The following is a 20,040-nucleotide window of genomic DNA, read 5'->3' as shown; positions in this document are numbered from 1 at the left end:
GCTGGTTAAAGCGGTACGCCTCAGGCAACTTGCTGACGACCCAAACCAACCTGAACTTTAGATATAAGCTGAAATATCTTCGCCGCACTCATCAGCCAGGTAGCACAAGGCGCGAAACCGCAGGCTGACCAACTCTTCATAAAGCGGATTGAGTTTGCAAAGTGGCGGAATGTGGCCGACCTTACGCCCGAAGACGAGAATATCTCGTTCAAAAGGACACTGGGCGGGAATCAACTTTGCCAAGCGACGAGCGGTTGTCTGGCGTTGAACGTTGAGGTTGTCGAGCCAAGCTCGGAGTGGACGGAAAACATCAAATTTGGGTAATTGTAGTGACCCATAACTGTTTGCTTGAAAACCAGAAACGCGGTTATTCATTGCACTTAATCTTGAACAACTTCAAGAGACGTGATTGGACTGAACGCCCTTGTCTGTGTCTACCCTAAAAAACGCTGCGATGAACTGGGTAAAGCAAACAATAAAAAGAGCTTGGGTTTACTGAAGCTCTAATGAAGGTGGGCGTTCTCAACCATTATGCCCAGCTTTGTAACGTTTTGTAACAAGCTGGAGAAGGTTTCCTTTCTAGTTTGCGATCGCCCATCTCTAAAAGGGGCCAGCTAGAGACACTTTCAGGAGTGTCAACGCTTTTGCTATTGAGCAAAGTTAATTAAATTTGCCGTGGTCATTGACAAATTAAAAGGCTTTGGTGGCACCAGCCGCCAGTAAAGGCCATAACGCTGGCGATCGCGCTAGCCAAAAAACAGATCTGATTCTTTGAAAACTTGTATCAAACAAAACCAGTTTGCCACTCACCGTTGTATAAATTGACTGTTCCTGAAAAGCCCATGCTCAATGAGCTACGTCCGCAGTGTGATGCTGCGAATGAAACTCAAAAAGTAGTTTTATATAAACGTCATACCGGGTTTGAGCCAAAGGCTATTTATTCATGCAAGTCTCACGGTCATCATCTAGATTTTTGGGCGGCACTGTTTTGCTGAGCTTAGCGATCGCTTGCCCCGGATACGCGGCTTCAGTTGTGCTCAATACTGATTTGGGCGAAATCGGCACCGTTGATCCCGCTTTGGGTGACTTTTCATCCACCTTTGTGGGGTCGCGTTTTAACGATGTTGCTTTATCTCAGTCGGGCAAAATAGTTGGCGTGACCGCGGATCAACAGCTTTATCAAATTGAAGGGAAAACGGCTACAGCGATTGGGAGTTTAGGGCTAGCTGCTTCGGTGTTGGTTACTGGCCTGAGCTTTGATTCTCAAGACCGACTGTATGCCCTTGGGTTAGACACCCAATCGCAAACCGGACAGGTTTACCAGGTTAGCCCTGTCACAGGCTTGGCAACTGCGGTTGTAGCTGGATTAGCCGTAGGCATCTACGGAGATCTGGTGTTTGACGCCGATCGCAATCGATTTTGGGCTATCCGGCAAGAAAATGTAACCAGTCCCACCAGCATTCTCTTCTCGCTAACGCCCAGTGGAGCGGCGGCAGATATTGGTAGCGTCGGTTTTGCCGCTATCACCGGATTAGCAATCAGCAACGGTGCTCTATATGGCTATACCCAGCAGGGAGAACAAGTGTTGATTAATCCGTTTACAGGAGTTGGCACTTTTGACTTGGCGCTTAAAAGCCCCAGCGGAGGCGATCGCCAGTTTTTAGGCGCAGCTTCAGCCCCTATTCCTTACTCGACGGTGCCCCAAACGCCCCCAGTGCCAGAACCTTCTTTTTGGCTAGCAGCGATCGCGGCTGGCAGTTTAGGCACTTTGATGCGGCGCTGCCAACAGCGATCGCAGCGCTAAAGTTGGCAGATGAGAGTAAGAGCAGAAGGCAAGCTGTTCTATCCGTAGCTTGCAGCAGGTGAAGGGTCTCAAGCCGAATGACCACAGCGATAATGGTTTAACAAAAAGGATTCTGTTGTTGCAAAAAGGGCGATCGACGCATTTCAAATTAAGACGTCAGAGGGCAAGTCATAAACTTGCCCTCTTTAAACGTTTGCGCTTAGCTTAGGCGCTTGGCCTGGTCAACTAAGCGGCTGTCTGGCGACGCTTGAGCACCCCAGCCCCTAAAGCGCCCAATCCGAGCAGGCTCAAAAAGGTTCCCGGTTCAGGAACAGCCTCAGTTTCAAAAATGCGACCTTCGCCACCGACAGGATACTGGGCTGCTGTCACTACACCCTCAAGTCCTCCTTCATTGGCTGAAGCCGCGATATAGTTTTGCAACGCCTGCTGGTAAGAAACTCCAACATTGGTCAACGGATTATCAGCCAAGGGATAGCCATCGCCCCCACGGGCTAAAAAGTCAATCGTTGCGAGGGCAATCGTCGGCGCGCCATCTACGACCTGGCCGTTTTTGACGATATAGGTACCATCCTCTAGCTGGACATCAATCACCCGGCTACCCGGTGCAGCCGACAGATCAAGGCCAACTTGAACCCCTGCCACTTGCGCAAAAGCGCCCCCGACATTTTCAACCGCAGCATAGGCATTTTCAAAAATAGCCTTCACTTGAGCGGGTACTACGTCAGCGACAATCGAGACAAAGTTGGGAAAAGGCAGAATATCAATCGTGTCTTTAACCGTAAGGTCGCCTGCCGGAATGATGGCATTATTGCGAATTCCGCCCCCGTTTTGCAGGGCAATGACTGGGGTTTCGGCACCTAGAGAATCGGCTAGCTGCTGAGCTTGCCAGAGCAGCGCATCGGCTATCAGGTTACCTAAGTTGGTTTCAGTCGTCCGTACCGAACCCCGAACCCCGTTGAGGTCTACTTCGCTCTCACCGACGACCTGAGCTTCTAAGGCAGCTACCGCCGCTTCCAGGGGCGCGATCACTTCACTGGCGATAGTGGCATCGGGTTCAATCCCTTGCGCGGCCAGGTCAGCAGCTAAAACCCGAATGGGTTCGCCGTTAAAAGCGGTGACAATGCCGCCATCAAACTCAACCTCTAGACGGCCTATGTAGCCATACTCACCTGGCGTAGTGACAATCGGCACAAGCTGACCGTCGGCGTTAGTAGCGGTTACAGGGTAAGAACCAAAGACGCTAGCCGCCCCACTGCCAACATTTGCCTGATCGCTGGGGAGGGCATTGTTGAGGTCGTTAATGAGCAGTTCGTCTCCTCCCCCAGCAATCACAATATCGACGCCGCTGAGTTGGGGTACCAGATCAATTTCGGTATTAATGGACTGCAGGTGGCTGATCAGAATAATTTTGTCTACCCCTTGAGCCTGTAGCTGATCAATTTCAGCCTGGACTTCTGCCAAAACGGGTTGAACATCCACTTCACCGGGGCTAGAAATAGAGGCTAGGGTTTCGGTAATGGCAGACACAACACCAATTTGCTCACCCCCTTTGTTGATGATGGTGCTTTCAGCAATCCGACCCGTTGCCACTAAAGGCGCTAGCGGCGTGTTAGCAAAATTGAGATTGGCGCTGAGGAAAGGAGCCGTACCGCCAAAGTCATCGTAATAGGTGTTGATAAAGTCGGTTAAAAAAGTAGGGCCGAAGTCGAAGTCGTGGTTACCCAAGGCGATCGCATCATAACCAATTGCGGCTAGCACCTGAGCGTCATAGAGTACACCCGACTCTTGACTAGCGGTAAAGCTAAGACCCGCTAGAAAGTTATCACCTGATGACAGGGTGATGGGGTTGACAGCCGTGCTCCGCAGGTTGTTGAGCAACCCGACAAATTCAGCCGCCCCCCCTTCGCTACCCGCTGGCCCGGTGCTGGGTAATAGCGCTGACTCACCATCATTGTTGTGAAAAACTGTCAGGGTAAAAGCAGAAACTGGCTCTACCGTGAAAAATCCAACCAGACTCAAACCGCTAGCGGCTAAAGCAGTGTTTTTGAGGAGCTTATACATAGATAGGTCGAACCGTTACTCTACTAATCGATAGCTATTGATTCAGAGACACAAGAACGTCATCAAGCACTGAGCAAGGAGCCGGATAACGCTTGGTATAAATACGCACGCCTCGTAGCCTAGCGACTGTAGATTAAGGAAAAATGCGGAAAGGTTAAGTGAAGATGCGATAAAGTTAAGCGAAGCTTAAGCGATCGCTTTTTAATCAAGACTTTAAAGTCGGTGTGTTTGACTTCACAAGTTCTTTAACTAGATTAGAAAATGGCAAAAATGTAAGCAATTATTAAAATACGGTGGAGAGCTTATGTTGCTGGTTTAGTGGGAGTTTTTATGGAGCTACAAATTTGGCCTGGTAAATCCCACCCGCTGGGGGCCACTTGGGATGGTCAAGGAACTAATTTCGCTCTTTTTTCAGAAAATGCTATTCGAGTAGAGCTGTGTCTGTTTGACGAAGACGAACAGGAAACGCGGATTCCCCTTCCAGAGGTTAGCAACTTCGTCTGGCATTGCTATATTCCGGGCATTCATCCCGGCCAGCGCTATGGTTTTCGGGTTTATGGGCGGCATCAGCCCGAACAGGGGCAGCGTTTTAATGTGAATAAGCTGCTGATCGATCCTTATGCAAAGGCGATCGCGGGAGATGTGATTCACAGCAGCGAGATTTTTGGCTATCCGGTAGAGCAGATGCCGGATGTAGACTGCGATTTGCTGCGATCCAAACAAGATGACGCCCAGTTTATTCCTAAAGCGGTTGTCATTGATCCCAGCTTTGATTGGGAAGACGATCGCTTTCCCAACACGCCCTGGTATCAAACCATCATTTACGAAACCCACGTTAAAGGACTCACTCAGCAGCACCCCGATATTCCACCAGACTTACGCGGTACCTATGCTGGGCTAGGGCATCCCGCCGCGATCGCTCACTTACAGTCGCTAGGCATTACTGCCATTGAACTCCTGCCTGTCCACCACTTCAACCGCTATCCGGGTCATCTGGTTGGAGTCGGACTACACAACTACTGGGGGTACGACTCCCTCGGTTATTTTGCGCCTTACGCTGGCTATAGTGCCTCTGGGGTTCACGGCCAGCAGGTGCAAGAGTTTAAGCAGATGGTAAAAGCGCTGCACAAAGCGGGGATCGAAGTCATTCTAGATGTGGTGTACAACCACACAGGAGAAGGCAACCAATTTGGCCCTACCCTGTCGCTACGGGGTATCGACAACGCGGTTTACTATCGCCTCAGCGAAGAAGATCCTCGTTACTACATCGACTTTACTGGCTGCGGTAACTCGCTTAACGTCCGCCATCCGCAAATTTTGAAGCTAATTATGGATAGCCTGCGCTATTGGGTGCTGGAAATGCACGTTGATGGCTTTCGCTTTGATTTAGCTTCAGCGCTGGCGCGGGAATTGTACGAAGTTGATAGTTTGGCCGCCTTTTTTGACATTATTCACCAAGACCCGGTGCTATCGGTGACAAAGCTGATTGCTGAACCTTGGGATTTAGGGGAAGGAGGCTATCAGGTTGGCAACTTTCCGCTGCTATGGTCGGAGTGGAACGGTAAATACCGCGATACCATGCGCGATTTCTGGCGCGATGAACCTTGCCGTTTGGGTGAATTTGCCTTTCGGATGACGGGTAGCTCAGACCTGTATGAATTTAACGGCAAGCTGCCCCATGCCAGCATTAACTTTATTACCTGCCACGATGGGTTTACGCTGCGCGATCTGGTGAGCTACAACCAGAAGCACAACGAGGCCAATGGCGAAGATAACCGCGACGGTGAAAGCTACAACCGTTCTTGGAACTGTGGCGCAGAAGGCTCTACCGATGACGCCGAAATTTTGCAGCTACGGCTGCGGCAGCAGCGCAACTTTCTGGCTACGCTGATGCTTTCTCAAGGTGTGCCGATGATGCTAGGGGGCGACGAATTTGGGCGATCGCAAAAAGGCAACAACAACGGCTACTGCCAAGACAACGAAATTTCCTGGTTTGACTGGAACCTTTCTGCTGAAAATGCAGAACTACTAGACTTTACCCGTCAGCTGATTCAGTTTCGGCGGCAGCACCCGGTCTTTTGTCGGCGTGACTGGTTTCAAGGGCGAGAAATTCATGGTTCTGGAGTGAGCGATTTAGGTTGGTTTAATCCCGATGGAACCGAGGTGCGAGATGACGATTGGCATGAGCATTCAGCCAAAGCCATTGGCATTTTCCTCAATGGCGAAGAACTCAGAACCCCTAACGCTCAGGGTAAGCGCGTTGTAGACGATAGCTTTTTGCTATTTTTTAACGCTCAGCCTGATTTGGTAGAGTTTGCAATTCCTTCCACCTTGCAGCAGCAGTCCTGGCAGGTGACGTTAGATACTAAGGCAGGTGGCTTTATCACTGATGGCCCTGTTTACGGCAAGTCTGATTGTGTACCCGTTGCAGGGCGATCGCTGATAGTGCTGCACTGTCCGCTGTGTTTTAAGACGGCCAACTGCGCCGACGAATCGGTGCAAGTCATTACCTGTGCCACCAAAGCAGATTAAGTGTCTACCTACGATCGCATTTACGAAATTGTCCGACAAATTCCGGTTGGGCAGGTTGCTACCTACGGTCAAGTCGCCGAACTAGCGGGGCTGTTTGGCAAGCCGCGCTTGGTTGGCTACGCGCTCTACCGGGTTACTAGCGATGCTGACGTTCCCTGGCAGCGAGTTGTCAATGCCAAAGGAGAAGTCTCTCACTCTCCTCAGCGTCAGGGAACCGACTACTTGCAAAGGGACTTGCTAGAAGCGGAGGGGATTGTCTTTAGCGCCGCTGGTAAAATTGATCTGCGCCAATATCGCTGGCAGCCGCCGCTAGAGCTAGTGCTAAAGGCAGAAGGATGAGGGCAAAGGGCAGAAGCAAGGCTTTTCTGACAGTGGCTTGCAGCCATGTTTGTGGCGAGGGTTAGGTTTGAAAACCTGGATTGATACCAACGTAAACAATAAATTTGAGTACAGCAGCCATTTCTTTACACCCGGCTTATATATAGCTGTCTCACAATCAGTAAAACAGCGTAACAAATCCGATAAATTGCTGATACTGCCTAAAAATTTTTGTAAAAAACAATAGACTGAATCTAGGAGAAGCCATCAATTGCTAGCGGTTGTTTTTCCTAATTAAAAACTCAGAACATCAGCCTGTTGCTGTTTAGCGGCTAATGGCAAGATCGTAGGCTATGTGTATTCAATATTCCACCGCGATCGTTGCATTAGGGCTGGGCACAGCTACAGCGGTTCTGTTGGCTGGGGTCACTTGGCAACGACGGCAGGCACCGGGGGCGGGTTCACTCATTGTGTTTTCCCTAGCGCTAGCCGAGTGGATGTTGACCTATGCTTATAGCCTGCTAGCAGCTAACCTGGCTGATCGAATTTTTTGGAGCAACGCTACTTATTTAGGCATTGTCTTTGTTCCTGTTAGCTGGCTGTGCTTTGCCTGTACCTACATTGGGCGTAGAGCTTGGCTAACCCGTCGTAATTTAGCGCTGCTGAGCGGGGTGCCGATCATAACGCTTTTGGCCGTCAGCACCAATCATTATCACGGTCTTTTCAGAACGCAAGTGCTGATCGATCAAGTTGGCTCCTGTTGGTCGATGAGCGTTGTAATGGGGCCGCTTTTTTGGGGACACACTGTTTATTCGTACCTGCTGATTGCGACGGGTACGGTTCTTCTGCTCAAAACGCTAACGCGCTCTACCAACTTTTATCGCCGTCAAGCCCAATTTATGCTGCTAGCGGTTTTCCCCCCCTGGGTCATCAATGCGACGTATTTGTTTAATGCCCAATCGCTATCGGGTCTGGATTTTACCCCTCTGGCTTTTACCCTGAGCTGCCTGGTGTTTGTGTGGGATATGCGGCGGCACCAGTTGCTTGATATTGTGCCGATCGCCCGCGATGTTGTAATTGACAATATGCAAGATGCGCTAATTGTTTTAGACGAGCGCGATCGCATTGTCGATCTCAATCCAGCCGCTGTGCAGCTTATCGGCACTCAGCCTGAGCGGATCTTTGGCAAATCGATTGTGAAGGCTCACCCAGATTTGTGCTTTTTAACTCAGGACTATCAGCCAGTCTTTTCGGCTCAGGTTGAGCGGAGTTTGCTCATTCAGGGGGAACAACGCGATTTTGAAATTCGGCTGTCGCCCCTTTATGACTCGTACCAAAAATTGCAGGGACGAGCCATTTTGCTGCGTGATATTAGCGATCGCAAGCGTACTGAAGCCGAACTGGTGGCCGCTAAAAATAAAGCTGAAGCTGCCAGTAAAGCCAAAAGCACATTCGTTGCCAATATGAGCCACGAACTGCGCACGCCGCTCAATGCCATTTTGGGCTTTTCGGAACTTATGCGTAGCGATCCGAATACGCCTGTCAATCAGCTTGATTATCTCAACACTATCTACCAGGCGGGCGAGCATTTGCTGTCGTTAATTAACGATGTGCTGTCTATTTCCAAAATTGAAGCAGACAAGCTAGAACTTAACGAAAACAACTTTAATCTGCTGAAATTTTTAGCCAATTTAGAGCAAGTCTTTCAGTTGCGGGCTAATCCCCAAAAACTTCAAATTCAGTTTGAAATTGCTCAGAATTTACCGCTTTGGGTCAGCGGCGACGAAGGCAAACTGCGGCAGGTATTGGTGAATTTGTTAGACAACGCGGTCAAATTTACTCCGCAAGGTGAAGTGCGCCTCAGGGTCACGCTAGCCGCCAATCAACCCCACCAAAAGACAGACAAAGCGATCGCTGAAGCAGAGTGGGTACCCCCTGTCTTGCCCGATCAGGGCGTTTGCTGGCTGCGTTTTGAAGTGAGTGACACGGGCTTGGGGATTGCCCCGGCTGAACTAGAAAATCTTTTTGAAGCGTTTTGGCAGGCAGAAGCCGGACGGCGATCGCTGCAGGGAACAGGCTTAGGCTTGGCCATTAGCCAGAAGTTTGTGCAGTTGATGGGGGGCGATATTACAGTTGACAGCGTGCTGCAGCAAGGAAGCTGCTTTGCAGTGGTGTTGCCTTTAGCGGTGCAGCCCGAAGTAGAAGAAAGTCCACCAGAACCTTTAGAAGCGGCTACTATTTTGGTTCCGGGTCAGCGGGAGTACCGTATTTTGATTGCCGACGACAGTTTGCCCAATCGGCAGTTGCTAGCGGTACTGCTACGGCAAGCAGGCTTTGCTGTGCGAGAAGCTGAAAACGGCGAGGCCGCTATTCGCCAATGGCAGCTTTGGCAGCCGCATTTAATTTGGATGGATGTGCGGATGCCGATTATGGATGGTGTGACGGCTACTCACTGGATTAAGGCTAAAAGTCCCCATACGGTCATTATTGCGCTAACGGCTAGTGCTTTCGAAGAAGAACATGCCTATATTCAGTCGTCGCAGTGTGATGATATTGTGCTGAAGCCGTTTCAGCCGAGCCTTATTTTTGAAAAAATGGCTGCTTTTTTGGGCGTTCGCTATCAGCAGGTAACACGCGATCGCCGGCTGATTAGCCCTGCCTCGGCGATACCGCCGCTTGAGGTCAAACAAATCAACGATCTACAGATTTTGGTTGCCGATGATAGCGCCGTCAACCGCAAAGTAGTGCTACACCTGCTGCAACGGCTAGGACACACAGCCGAAGTGGTTTGTAACGGTCGAGAAGCTCTAGACGCTGTCCGCAACCGCCACTACGATTTAGCCCTGCTCGATTTGCGAATGCCAGAACTCAGTGGGCTAGAGGTTGCCCAGGCGATCGCAGCAGAATTTACAACTCAGCCTAAGCCTATGCTGGTAGCCCTGACGGGCGCTACCGATGCCGCCACGCGCGATCGCTGTTACCAAGCGGGGATGGATGCTTTTCTATCTAAGCCGTGTAGCCTAGATGCTTTGAGCGCTTTATTGAGTCAATGGCCTCGCCTTACTCACCCTGTGGCCTCCCGGCTGAAGCCAAAACTTTAGCGAACAGGCCGCTTAGAAACCCGCTCGCGGCGATCGCCTTGGCGGTCGAATTTTGCTGATTAGCCACTATCTCGCTAGTCTAACCAGTAGAAGTGCAAGGGTAGATAGACTGATGGATGTTCAAACGCCAGATTGGGTCAAGCACGCCGTTTTTTATCAAATTTTTCCAGATCGCTTTGCGCGTACTGATCGAGTCCACAACAAGCCAGAAATGGCGGTAACGCTAGAACCCTGGAATTCTCCGCCCACGCTCATGGGCTATAAGGGGGGCGATTTGTGGGGGGCTAGGGATAAACTCGATTATCTACAAGATTTAGGCATCAACGCGATCTATTTCACCCCCATTTTTCGCTCTCCTAGCAATCATCGCTATCACACGCACGATTATTATCAAGTCGATCCGCTTTTAGGAGGCAATGAGGCTTTTTTTGAATTTTTAGAAGCTGCCCACCAGCGAGACATCAAAGTTGTGTTAGATGGTGTGTTTAACCATGCTAGTCGCGGCTTCTTTTTCTTTAACGACATTTTGGAAAATGGGCCGTACTCTCCCTGGCTGGATTGGTTTCAGGTAGAGCAGTGGCCCCTATCTGCCTATGACGGTGCTTTGCCTGCCAATTATGTAAGCTGGGTCAACAACCGCGCTTTACCTCAGTTTCGCCACAGTAATCCGGCGGTGAAAGAATACATTATGCAAATTGCCGAATACTGGATCAAAGCCGGGATTGACGGTTGGCGGCTAGACGTGCCGTTTGAGATTCAAACAGAAGGCTTTTGGCAAGAATTTCGCGATCGCGTTAAAACCATTAACCCAGATGCCTACATCGTGGGTGAAATCTGGACGGATGCGCGACAGTGGCTCGACGGTACCCAGTTTGATGCGGTGATGAACTACCTCTTTACCGGGCCAACGCTAGCGTTTACAGCAGGCGATCGCGTGGTGATGGAGTACGTAGAAGAACCGCACTACTATCCCTACCCGCCTTTAGACGCCGCTGGCTATGCCGCTAAGATTCAGCATTTGCTAGAGCTTTATCCGTGGGAAATTCAGCTCGCCCAGATGAACCTGCTTTCTAGCCACGATATTGCCCGCGCTTTGTCAGTCGTCGCTGAAGACCTAGCCAGCTTTGAGCTAGCCCTACTGCTGCAAATGACTTTTCCAGGTGCTCCCAGCATTTACTACGGCGATGAAGTTGGCCTAGCGGGTGGAACGGATCCTGATAACCGTCGTAGTTTTCCGGCTGAGGCAGATTGGAACCAGGAGCTTTTACAAACCCACAAAGCTTTAATTGCCCTGCGCCATGCCCACCCAGCCCTGCGCACAGGCACGTACGAACCCCTTGCCACTCCAGGCAAGTGCTATGTCTTTAAGCGATCGCTAGCTGACGAAACTCTGATTGTGGCAGTCAATGTCGGCGAAGCAGACGCGATTGTGCAGATCTCCAAAGCTGAGTTAAAGGCTGAGGCTGTCCAAGCCAAAGTCCTCTACGGTTCTGGCCAAGGCGAGTGGCAAGACAAAACCTTGGAGATTACCGTCCCGGCTCGGAGCGGTTTAGTAATGGCATAAGCCTTTTTAGGGTTAAAGGCAGATTATCGCTCAAGGTAGAGGGCTAAGGACAGAAGGTAAAGCTTTTCTGTCATTGAAGCGTCTTAATGCTGGTGGCTACCGCTCTACCCTCTTTTGTCAGTCCAGGAAAAATTGGCGAATTGCGTTGTTTTGGCCTACGAGCAAGCAAGGTCTGATCCCAGTTTGAGAGAAGAGGTCTACCAAAGGTAGCCGCAAAAAGCCCTATTCTGGCGATCGCGCTGCCTAACCTTCGGGTGGTACACAGCTTGTGGCATCGTATTGCACCTGCACTTCCAGCGAATAGGCTTTGACCGCATTGCCCGCCGGAAATGATTGCTTTTGGGCCTCCACCAAAGCCTTCTGGTTGAGGATATCGTAGCCAGTGCTCTTAAGCAGTTCGGGTTCTTCCACAAGCTGTCCCGCCGGATCTACAATGACGCCAACCGACGCCAAAACAGGTTCTGGAGACAGGCATTTCGTTGGCTCGTAGGGCAAAACCAGCGGATCAGCTAGGCGGGTAGGAAACAACCCATAGTTTAGCGACAGTTCAGCCACCCATTCTGAAAAGCGACCTGTCGCTTCTCCTTCCGTCGTCCAATTAGCGCTGTAGCTATAAAAGCGAATATCTTTGAGCTTGTCTTCTAGCGGTGAAGCGTCTGTAATTTCAGTCCCCGTTGATGTTTCTGTTTCTGATGTTTCTGTTTCTGTTTGCTCAGCAGCGGTATCTGTTTCGTTTAAGTCTGTTTCTGTAGAAGCAGTCTCTAAACGGGGCGCGATCGCTTCAGCAGGTACCTTTGTCGCTACTGCTGGGGCGGGGGGCGAAGAACTTGCCCTTGGCGGGGCAGGCGGGGGGGCGGCAGGTGGTTCAGCGATCGGGGGCGGCAGGGTTGCCTCTACAGGCAAGCGCGTGACGCGAATGGTTTCTTGTGGCTCTGGTTCTGGCTCTGGAATTTCGGCCTTTTGGGATGAAGGCATTGGTAACATGAGCAACAGGCTATGTAACCCCAGCGATACCCACAGCATAGGGCGTAAAAGCGGTTGTAGTAACTGCCATCGACGCTGCTTGGCCAAAACAAATGCTGCAAGAATGCAAACAACAACAATGAGCCTGAGTTTCTCTAAGCTGATTTTAGTTCGCCCAGTTTAGCGGTAGCTTAGGCAATGGACACTTTAACGGTTGGCTGCAGCAATGAGTAAGCGAGAAGATACAACCTTGATAGTGGCAGGCATTCTGCTGATCCTGGCGACGGGCCTCTTTATTAGCCTAGATTCGGGTCTCTCAAACCTATTGCAGCGGCAGACCCATCTTTTAGGAGAAACTCCCTTGCTGAGCGATCCGTTTTTGCAATATCCAACTGACTCATCGGTTAGAGTTGTGTGGTTCACCGAGTTTGAAGGGATGAACCATGTGGTTGCTTACGGCGATCCTACTCAGTTTGTCTCAACTGAGGCTTTAGCCGATCTTCAAACCGATGACTTAGCCAACACCACCGAGGCCAACACCACGCGGCTAACGCGCTTACGAGAAGATCAAGATTCACACCTGGCTCAGAGCGATTCATCTGAACTTTCTCAGCCCATCGATCGCCCGATTTGGCGACATGAGGCAGAAATTTCAGGGTTGCGTCCCGGCGACCGAGTGCCTTATCAGGTTTTAAGTGCGGAAATGGGGGGACAGCTTTATAAAAGCCGTCTTTTTTCTCTGGCGGTAGCCCCCCCGGCGAACCAACCCTTAAAGATTTTGCTCACCTCTGATCACCAGCTCATGCCGATGACCCCGGCCAACCTGCAAAAGGTGGTAGAAACTGTCGGTCAGGTAGATGCGGTGTTTCATGCGGGCGATTTGGTCAATATTCCCGATCGCGCGTCTGAGTGGTTTGATGATGCCCGAGGCAATGCTTTTTTCCCCAGTTTGCAAGGGCGGGCTAACTATGCCCTCGAACGAGCCGGAACCACTACGGTTTATCGCGGGGGCGAAATTATTCAACACGCGCCTTTGTTTCCCACGGTGGGTAACCACGAGGTAATGGGGCGTTATTCTCAATTTGATAGCTTAGATAGCCAGTTTAACGACCCTATTCCCTGGGGAGTTGCTAATCAGCTTTATAGCCAACATGCTAAAGCCTTCAACCCAACTGACAACCCTCAGGTTAAGGCGCAGTGGCTCAAAAATAGTTCGTTCAATACCGATACTTACGAGCAGCTATTTACTTTGCCCAAAAGCCCCATACCGGGCGAAGCGGAAGAAACCAGCCGCTACTATGCCACTACCTTTGGTGATGTTCGCCTCGTGTCGCTGTTTGTCACCAATATTTGGCGATCGCCCAATCTTGCCCCTAAAACTCGCGGACGCTACCGCGAAAGCGCTGCTGACCTGTCTAGGCCCAATCGCTGGGGGCATGGGCAGCACATCTTTATGGGGATTAATCAGGGCAGTCCTCAATATCAATGGTTAGCGCAAGAACTCGCTAGTGAAGCGTTTCAACAAGCTAAGTACAAAGTTGTCATGCTGCACCATCCGCCCCATAGCTTAGGCGGCAACATTGTGCCCCCCTTTACCAATCCGGTGCCTGTGTATGACACTGCCCCAGATGGCAGTCTGCAAGCCATCCGCTACGAATACCCCAAAGACCAAGACTACATTATTCGCGATTTGCTGCCGCTGCTAGAGCAGGCTGGGGTGCAGCTTGTTTTCTACGGTCACGACCATGTTTGGAACCGCTTTGCCAGTGCTAGCGGGCTAAACTTTTTAGAAAGCGCTAATGTGGGCAATACCTATAACGCTCACTGGGGCGACAATCCCAGAGAGGTGCCTCAGCGGCAAGAGTCTGATCTAGCTAGCTACCAAGCCGATAACTATGCCCCCCTGGGCGATCCTTACGGGTTAGAGCCAATTGTGCCTGCGATCGCGCCCCTTACCAGCGCAGAGGGAACGCCTTTGCCCTACATTGCCAGTAATGACATTACGGCTTTTAGCATTTTAGAAACCGATACGGGTCACGTCACTAGCTACTATTTTGATACGCGAGAGCCTGATTCTGACGTGGTGAAGTTTGACCAGTTTTCGCTACTGCCGGGATGAGTCTGCACCCAATATTTAGATGCAGCAGCGGCGGGGCAAGGATTACTCTTTGCCCCCCTCTAAGGCGACTAATTGCTAACGTCAAAGATGACGACAAATAGCGCTTGAGGAATTAGCCGCCGCAGTTGACGCAGATGACCGTCGGCGTCGGAGCGGTTGCGGAAACGGCCAACGGTGATGCGCTGGCATTTGGGCAGTAGACGAACGATGACCCAAGGGTTAAGCCGTTCTCGGTAGTGCATAATAGGTTAGCCTCCATTGCAAGGTGGAGCCAGAGCCAGTGCGGGAAGGTTGGTCGCCGTGTCGCACTGGCTTTTTGGCTTTTGATGATACATAAACGTAACATCGTTATCATACAGTCAAAAGTACATATATGTAACATTTACGCTGTTATAAGCCTCTGACAGAATCGGAGGCATGGGAAAAGCGGGCGTTGCACTCAAGCAGGTACTAGAGACTTACAATATTCCTCAGAATCAACTGGCTGTTGAAATGGGGACTGGACGACCTAATGTTCATCGCTGGATCAATGAACAGGCTGACCCAGTAGGCGACAAGATTTTAGCGATCCGTGATGCGTTGCAAAAGATTAATCCTGAAGCGGCGGCAGCGTTTACCAAACTTTATTGGGAAGCGTGAGAGAGTGTTTGAAAAGCCAATGGTTGTGATTTTAGGCACTCATCGATTCCCCCTAGCCCCCCTTTTTAAGAGGGGAATTGGCTCGGAAGTTCCCCTGTTTAAGGGGAATTTAGGAGGATCTAAAGCATTTTGCTACGCAGCAGATATCTTTTCAAACATCCTCCGAGCAAAATGCAGAAACATAGAATGGTCTTGACTAAATTTAGATAGTCGCCACGACGCTGAACTAATTATTAAGATGCGCATAGTCTAGAGCCTTTCGAGATTTTAGGCGGCTAAAATTCAAGCGTAAGACCTCCTCTATCCTGCTTGCTCTATGTCTACACCCGCAGTTCTAAAATCTGTCACCGTGAGCCTTCCTTTTGGTATTGGCTCTGCTTCTTGGGAAGCGGATCCTACTGAGCAAAATGCGGCTTGGGAGCTTTACATCGAGCTAGTGACGCGAATAGCAGTACAGCCGTTAGATACAGAGCAAGGCACTGTCCGAGAGGCCATGAACTCGCTTTACAGCCTCTTCGGTTCTACTCGTGAGATTTTACGCAAGGCTGGGCCTAAAGTTGGGGCTTCTCATGATTCTGTGGGAGGGATTGCGATCGCAGTGTTAAACAACGGCTTACGGCCTTTCCTCTCCAAATGGCATCCAACATTGCAGGCATGGGAATCTAAGAAAACATTAGATGTAAGCGCTCAAGCCCATGAGAAGTCTTGGGAACAAGAACCCGCTTTACGCAGAGAGCTAGAAGCATTACGAACTAATTTAGAGCAATATGCCAATGCTTTAGCTAAGATTGCCGGAGTTGAGTATTGAAAATAATGACATACTTCGAGCAGAAGCTGATAGATTGCCTAGAGCGCAGAAAGAGTGGCGCGATCGCGTACTGAAAGATCCTAGCAAGAAAATGATTCAGCCCAATCGTTGATTTTTCCGTTGATCTATAATAGACCTGATAAACCTGAACCTTGCCAGACTTCTGATCCCGGAATTCGTTGCAAAGTAGCTGAAGAAGATAAAGAATTGAGCTTTCAACCACTGAAAACTAACATAGGAAATTAGCGCATGTCCGAGTTTGATGTTTTTTTAGCCCATAACAGTCTGGATAAACCCCTGATTCAGAAAATTTACGATGAGCTGCAAAAACGAGGCATCAAACCTTGGCTAGACGAAGTAGAAATTTGTCCTGGTGATAATTTTCAATTTATGATCCGAAAAGCTATTAAGGCAGCAAGAACAGCCGCTATCTGTATCGGCCAAAATGAGCTAGGTAAATGGCAAGAATTGGAGACTCAAACATTTGTTAGCTTAGCTGTTCAGCAAAGTGTTCGGATAATTCCAGTTTTGCTACCTGGAGTAGAGAAAATCCCAGAAAGCGCATTTGCTTTAGATAATTTTCATGCTGTGAAATTTGGCGAGACTTTAAATAATCAGCAAGCATTTGATTTATTGGAATGGGGAATTACAGGCAAAAAACCTGAACTACCATGGAAAATTTCCGGATTAGAAGATCCTTCACCGGAACCAGAAAAGATCTGCCAAGAATTTGATCCAACCAAAATTCTTTTTATCAAGAACGTTAAAGATCCCTCCGGTTGCTGGGCTTATCGACTCAAAGGCGTAAGGGAAGACAAAGCTCCAGTTTTTGAGTTGATGTGGCGATCGAGCGCTCATGGGTCAGGTTCACCCAAAGCTGGTGATCTAATGATTTTGCACCAGCAGGCAAAAGTTACTCATGTCGTCGAATTTCTAGACGACGAAGTTCGCAAAATGGATTTTGGCTTTCTCCGCTGGGTCAAAGCGGTCTGGATTCCTCGCCAGCAAGACTGGTATCAATTGCCTCACCAAAAAGAAATTCTAGGCTTCAGCCCTAAATACTCAGATGGCAATACGCATGATTTTAGAAGCCCCAACTTCTCCACTTTTCGCAACGCGTGGACTTCTCTGTCTGACTTCCAGCATTACGTAGCGGATGAGCTTAAAAAGCTTGATAACATTTAAAGCGCTACAGAACGTCAGGGCGGGGGCGCACTTGGTAGATCATTTAGAATTTGCTGTTTAGCCATGAGCCTACGCCAAAACAGAACCGAGATTAAGATAAGAGGGCGTTTGAAAAGTGATCTGCAGTAGCTTTAGGCACCTGCTGATCCCCCCTGCTTAAAAAGGGGGTAAAAGTTCCCCTTTTTAAGAGGGATTTAGGGGGATCTCCACTTTTGCTACAAAAAATAGGACTTTTCAAACCTCACATTTAGAATTCTTCCGCCTACTTGAGGCATACGCTGATGGTTACTCTACAGCTTCGACAAATTGACATTCCATCCGGTCAGCGTCTGCTACTCCATGATGTCAGTTGGGCTGAGTTTGAAGCCATCTTGACAGAGCTTGGATCTCATCGCAGCATCCGTATCGCTTATGACAGCGGCATTTTAGAAATTATGGCTCCGCTTCCTGAGCATGAGTATTTCAAACAGTCGATTAGCATTGCCGTTGAAGACATTGCCGAGGTTTTGAATAAAGACTACGAAAGCTACGGCTCTACAACCTGGCGCAAACAAGCTGAGCAAGCAGGGATAGAACCTGACAACTGTTTCTATTTTCAGCATGAAGCTCAAATTAGGGGGAAGCTGGCGTTTGATTTGAACCGAGATCCACCGCCAGATCTAGCCTTAGAGATTGACATCACCCATAAATCTCTAGCGCGCTTTCCCATTTATGCTCGGCTAGGCGTTCCCGAAATTTGGTGCTATGACAGTGGGACATTACATATCTATCTGCTTCAGCAAAACCAATACGTACAAACAGAGCAAGGCCGGGTGTTTCCGTCTCTTAAGGTTCAGGAGTTGCCAAGGCTAATTGAGGAAAATCGCGATCGCGGTCGGCTAGCGCTACGGCGAGCTATCAGAGCGTGGGTAAAAACCCAAAACGTCTGATCTTGCTAGACAATAGAAACCGCAGCCAGTAAGCACCCCAAAACCGTGAGCGATCTCTTAAAAGGCACCAATCTCTACCTAATTGGCATGATGGGCACAGGCAAAACCACCGTTGGCGAAATCATCGCCAAAAAGCTGGGCTACCGCTTTGTAGATACCGATGCATTAGTTGAGCAAGCCACCCAGCAAACCATCCCCGACATTTTTGCCAAAGAGGGAGAAGCCGCCTTTCGCCAGATCGAAACCCAAGTTTTAAGCCAGGTTGCCCCCTACACCCGCCTCGTCGTCGCCACCGGGGGCGGCATCGTCACCCAGCCCCAAAACTGGAGCTATCTCCACCACGGCATCGTCGTTTGGCTAGATGTGCCCTTAGCCCTTTTGCAAACACGGCTAAAAGGCGACAGCCAACGCCCCCTCCTGCAAAAAGACAACTGGATTGACCAATTACAAAGCCTCAGCCAGCAGCGGCAACCCCTCTATGCCCAAGCCGACGTGCGAGTAGCCATTACCGCCCAGCAATCTCCTAAAACAGTGGCCAGCGCCGCCCTTGTCGCCGTCCACCAGCTCATTTTAGAAAACCCTGTACCTACCACACCCCCCGCAATTAAAATCCACGGAATAGAACCGCCAAACGCCGCCGATCAAAACTAGGATGGCAAATGGTTTAAAGTATCTTCTTGGCTCCCTAAACAGTAATATCCCCATCCATGCACAACGAAAGCGAATACATTGTCGAAGCCGAAGCTACCCGCGTTCGTGTCTTGAGTGAAGCGCTGCCCTATATGCAGCAGTTTCGTGGTCAAACCGTTGTGGTCAAATATGGCGGCGCTGCCATGAAAGATAGCAGCCTCAAAGCCAAAGTCATCCGCGATATTGTGTTTATGACCTGCGTGGGCATTCGCCCTGTAGTGGTGCATGGGGGTGGCCCCGAAATTAATACCTGGCTGGGCAAACTCGGCATTGAACCTCAGTTTAAGAATGGCCTGCGCGTAACCGATGCACCCACGATGGATGTGGTAGAGATGGTGCTGGTTGGCCGGGTTAATAAAGAATTGGTTTCGTTGATTAATCAGGCTGGTGGCTCAGCGGTGGGGCTGTGTGGCAAAGATGGCGACTTGATCAAAGCTCGACCCCAAGGAGATACGGGCGTAGGCTTTGTGGGTGAAGTCAATAGCATTGATGCCCGTTTGGTAAAATCCCTGGTGGAAGCGGGCTACGTACCTGTGATTTCTAGCGTTGCCGCTGATGAAAACGGACAGGCTTACAACATTAACGCCGACACCGTCGCGGGCGAACTGGCGGCAGCGCTCAACGCTGAAAAACTGGTACTACTCACCGACACAGCCGGGATTTTGCGCGATTACAAAGATCCTTCAACCTTAATTCCGCGCTTGAATATTCAAGAGGCTCGACAGCTAATTGAAGACGGTATTGTCGCAGGCGGCATGATTCCTAAGGTTACTTGCTGTGTGCGATCGCTGGCGCAAGGTGTTCGCTCTGCCACCATTGCCGATGGCCGCATTCCCCATGCTCTACTGCTGGAGATTTTTACCGATTCAGGCATGGGTTCGATGATTGTGGCCTCTAAATACATTCAGTAAGCCACATTCAGTAAGCCACTCCTCCAACGACCCAACAATAGCCCAAAATTAAAGGGCACCTAGTAAGCCAGGTGCCCTATCAATCAGGAAAGAGTTAGATCGGGTTAAAACATAAGCCAGGATTAGATAATAAGTAACCCTGGATTCGGTATAGAGGGTTCGATATAGTCAACGTTGTACAAGCGATTCAAATCTACAGGGAACTGTTTTAGAATCTCAAGCCGCTCTGGGTTTCTAAGTGATAACCAGGCACTGGCTTAACGTTGTTGAATACATCATAGAAAGTCTGCTGGGGTTAGACCTCCATCTTCAGCCGCATTATGTTCAGGCTGAACGGTCTATCCAAAGCAGGAGAGGATTGATATCAATTCTCGATTTTGGATTTTCGATTTTGAATTGAACAGTCTTTGCTCTGC

Annotated in this window: 16 protein-coding genes; 12 read left to right on the top strand and 4 right to left on the bottom strand. The window is 49.8% G+C overall.

Going from position 1 to position 20,040, the window contains the following annotated elements:
• Positions 1–57: 57 nt before the first annotated feature.
• Entirely contained in the window at positions 58–375 is a 318-nt protein-coding gene (locus ACTS3T_RS14555) for a Mo-dependent nitrogenase C-terminal domain-containing protein (protein ID WP_377967234.1), read from the bottom strand.
• A 568-nt stretch (positions 376–943) separates the two neighbouring features.
• Here ACTS3T_RS14555 and ACTS3T_RS14550 point away from each other — a divergent pair.
• The gene (locus ACTS3T_RS14550) at positions 944–1,804 is read left to right on the top strand and encodes a hypothetical protein (protein WP_377967236.1); all 861 of its coding nucleotides are present in this window, start codon (positions 944–946) and stop codon (positions 1,802–1,804) included.
• A 225-nt stretch (positions 1,805–2,029) separates the two neighbouring features.
• Here the strand turns inward: ACTS3T_RS14550 and ACTS3T_RS14545 are convergent, their stop codons facing one another.
• Entirely contained in the window at positions 2,030–3,865 is a 1,836-nt protein-coding gene (locus ACTS3T_RS14545) for a bifunctional metallophosphatase/5'-nucleotidase (protein ID WP_377967238.1), read from the bottom strand.
• 330 nt (positions 3,866–4,195) lie between these two features.
• On the opposite strand from ACTS3T_RS14545, the gene glgX reads away from it, so the two are divergent.
• The 4 genes from glgX to ACTS3T_RS14525 all read left to right on the top strand — a co-directional run bounded on the left by glgX (position 4,196) and on the right by ACTS3T_RS14525 (position 11,380).
• Positions 4,196–6,397 carry a glycogen debranching protein GlgX gene (gene glgX / locus ACTS3T_RS14540; protein ID WP_377967240.1) on the top strand — a complete coding sequence of 734 codons (2,202 nt, stop codon included), beginning with the start codon at positions 4,196–4,198 and terminating at the stop codon, positions 6,395–6,397.
• Positions 6,398–6,736 carry an MGMT family protein gene (locus ACTS3T_RS14535; protein ID WP_377967242.1) on the top strand — a complete coding sequence of 113 codons (339 nt, stop codon included), beginning with the start codon at positions 6,398–6,400 and terminating at the stop codon, positions 6,734–6,736. It abuts the gene before it with no gap.
• 332 nt (positions 6,737–7,068) lie between these two features.
• On the top strand, positions 7,069–9,816 hold the full coding sequence (locus ACTS3T_RS14530; protein ID WP_377967244.1) for a histidine kinase N-terminal 7TM domain-containing protein: 2,748 nt from the start codon (positions 7,069–7,071) through the stop codon (positions 9,814–9,816).
• Between the two features lie 112 nt (positions 9,817–9,928).
• The gene (locus ACTS3T_RS14525; protein WP_377967246.1) at positions 9,929–11,380 is read left to right on the top strand and encodes a glycoside hydrolase family 13 protein; all 1,452 of its coding nucleotides are present in this window, start codon (positions 9,929–9,931) and stop codon (positions 11,378–11,380) included.
• A gap of 243 nt (positions 11,381–11,623) precedes the next feature.
• Here ACTS3T_RS14525 and ACTS3T_RS14520 read toward each other — a convergent pair whose 3' ends face one another.
• Positions 11,624–12,355, bottom strand: coding sequence for a hypothetical protein (locus ACTS3T_RS14520; protein WP_377967248.1), 732 nt, complete (start codon positions 12,353–12,355; stop codon positions 11,624–11,626).
• A gap of 214 nt (positions 12,356–12,569) precedes the next feature.
• On the opposite strand from ACTS3T_RS14520, the gene ACTS3T_RS14515 reads away from it, so the two are divergent.
• Positions 12,570–14,462, top strand: coding sequence for a metallophosphoesterase family protein (locus tag ACTS3T_RS14515; RefSeq protein WP_377967250.1), 1,893 nt, complete (start codon positions 12,570–12,572; stop codon positions 14,460–14,462).
• 68 nt (positions 14,463–14,530) lie between these two features.
• On the opposite strand, the gene ACTS3T_RS14510 is transcribed toward ACTS3T_RS14515, so the two are convergent.
• Positions 14,531–14,704 (bottom strand): hypothetical protein, encoded by a 174-nt coding sequence (locus ACTS3T_RS14510; RefSeq protein ID WP_377967252.1) that lies wholly within the window; start codon positions 14,702–14,704, stop codon positions 14,531–14,533.
• Between the two features lie 175 nt (positions 14,705–14,879).
• Between ACTS3T_RS14510 and ACTS3T_RS14505 the strand changes: the two genes are divergently transcribed.
• From ACTS3T_RS14505 to argB, 6 genes are all read left to right on the top strand, one after another.
• Positions 14,880–15,101 carry a helix-turn-helix domain-containing protein gene (locus ACTS3T_RS14505; RefSeq protein WP_377968009.1) on the top strand — a complete coding sequence of 74 codons (222 nt, stop codon included), beginning with the start codon at positions 14,880–14,882 and terminating at the stop codon, positions 15,099–15,101.
• A gap of 316 nt (positions 15,102–15,417) precedes the next feature.
• Entirely contained in the window at positions 15,418–15,909 is a 492-nt protein-coding gene (locus tag ACTS3T_RS14500; protein WP_377968008.1) for a hypothetical protein, read from the top strand.
• A gap of 249 nt (positions 15,910–16,158) precedes the next feature.
• Positions 16,159–17,094, top strand: coding sequence for a toll/interleukin-1 receptor domain-containing protein (locus tag ACTS3T_RS14495; RefSeq protein WP_377968007.1), 936 nt, complete (start codon positions 16,159–16,161; stop codon positions 17,092–17,094).
• Positions 17,095–17,375: 281 nt separating this feature from the next.
• Positions 17,376–18,023 carry a Uma2 family endonuclease gene (locus ACTS3T_RS14490; protein WP_462935232.1) on the top strand — a complete coding sequence of 216 codons (648 nt, stop codon included), beginning with the start codon at positions 17,376–17,378 and terminating at the stop codon, positions 18,021–18,023.
• Positions 18,024–18,068: 45 nt separating this feature from the next.
• Positions 18,069–18,674, top strand: a complete 606-nt coding sequence (locus tag ACTS3T_RS14485) for a shikimate kinase (RefSeq protein ID WP_377965710.1) — start codon at positions 18,069–18,071, stop codon at positions 18,672–18,674.
• A 56-nt stretch (positions 18,675–18,730) separates the two neighbouring features.
• Positions 18,731–19,624: an acetylglutamate kinase gene (argB, locus tag ACTS3T_RS14480; RefSeq protein WP_377965712.1), complete on the top strand. Its 894-nt coding sequence runs from the start codon at positions 18,731–18,733 to the stop codon at positions 19,622–19,624.
• The last annotated feature ends 416 nt before the right edge of the window (positions 19,625–20,040 follow it).

It is taken from the genome of Almyronema sp., assembly GCF_052168255.1.
Classification (GTDB): Bacteria; Cyanobacteriota; Cyanobacteriia; order Phormidesmidales; family Phormidesmidaceae; genus Sphaerothrix; species Sphaerothrix epifaneia.
This window is presented reverse-complemented; position numbering and strand designations above follow the sequence as displayed.

What these genes read in the sequence shown, in the direction of transcription:
- ACTS3T_RS14525 (WP_377967246.1), top strand. Translation starts at nt 9,929, where the DNA reads ATGGATGTTCAAACGCCAGATTGGGTCAAGCACGCCGTTTTTTATCAA.
- glgX (WP_377967240.1), top strand. Translation starts at nt 4,196, where the DNA reads ATGGAGCTACAAATTTGGCCTGGTAAATCCCACCCGCTGGGGGCCACT.
- ACTS3T_RS14510 (WP_377967252.1), bottom strand. Translation starts at nt 14,704, where the DNA reads ATGCACTACCGAGAACGGCTTAACCCTTGGGTCATCGTTCGTCTACTG.
- argB (WP_377965712.1), top strand. Translation starts at nt 18,731, where the DNA reads ATGCACAACGAAAGCGAATACATTGTCGAAGCCGAAGCTACCCGCGTT.
- ACTS3T_RS14500 (WP_377968008.1), top strand. Translation starts at nt 15,418, where the DNA reads ATGTCTACACCCGCAGTTCTAAAATCTGTCACCGTGAGCCTTCCTTTT.
- ACTS3T_RS14490 (WP_462935232.1), top strand. Translation starts at nt 17,376, where the DNA reads ATGGTTACTCTACAGCTTCGACAAATTGACATTCCATCCGGTCAGCGT.
- ACTS3T_RS14550 (WP_377967236.1), top strand. Translation starts at nt 944, where the DNA reads ATGCAAGTCTCACGGTCATCATCTAGATTTTTGGGCGGCACTGTTTTG.
- ACTS3T_RS14520 (WP_377967248.1), bottom strand. Translation starts at nt 12,355, where the DNA reads ATGCCTTCATCCCAAAAGGCCGAAATTCCAGAGCCAGAACCAGAGCCA.
- ACTS3T_RS14495 (WP_377968007.1), top strand. Translation starts at nt 16,159, where the DNA reads ATGTCCGAGTTTGATGTTTTTTTAGCCCATAACAGTCTGGATAAACCC.
- ACTS3T_RS14515 (WP_377967250.1), top strand. Translation starts at nt 12,570, where the DNA reads ATGAGTAAGCGAGAAGATACAACCTTGATAGTGGCAGGCATTCTGCTG.
- ACTS3T_RS14505 (WP_377968009.1), top strand. Translation starts at nt 14,880, where the DNA reads ATGGGAAAAGCGGGCGTTGCACTCAAGCAGGTACTAGAGACTTACAAT.
- ACTS3T_RS14555 (WP_377967234.1), bottom strand. Translation starts at nt 375, where the DNA reads ATGAATAACCGCGTTTCTGGTTTTCAAGCAAACAGTTATGGGTCACTA.
- ACTS3T_RS14545 (WP_377967238.1), bottom strand. Translation starts at nt 3,865, where the DNA reads ATGTATAAGCTCCTCAAAAACACTGCTTTAGCCGCTAGCGGTTTGAGT.
- ACTS3T_RS14530 (WP_377967244.1), top strand. Translation starts at nt 7,069, where the DNA reads ATGTGTATTCAATATTCCACCGCGATCGTTGCATTAGGGCTGGGCACA.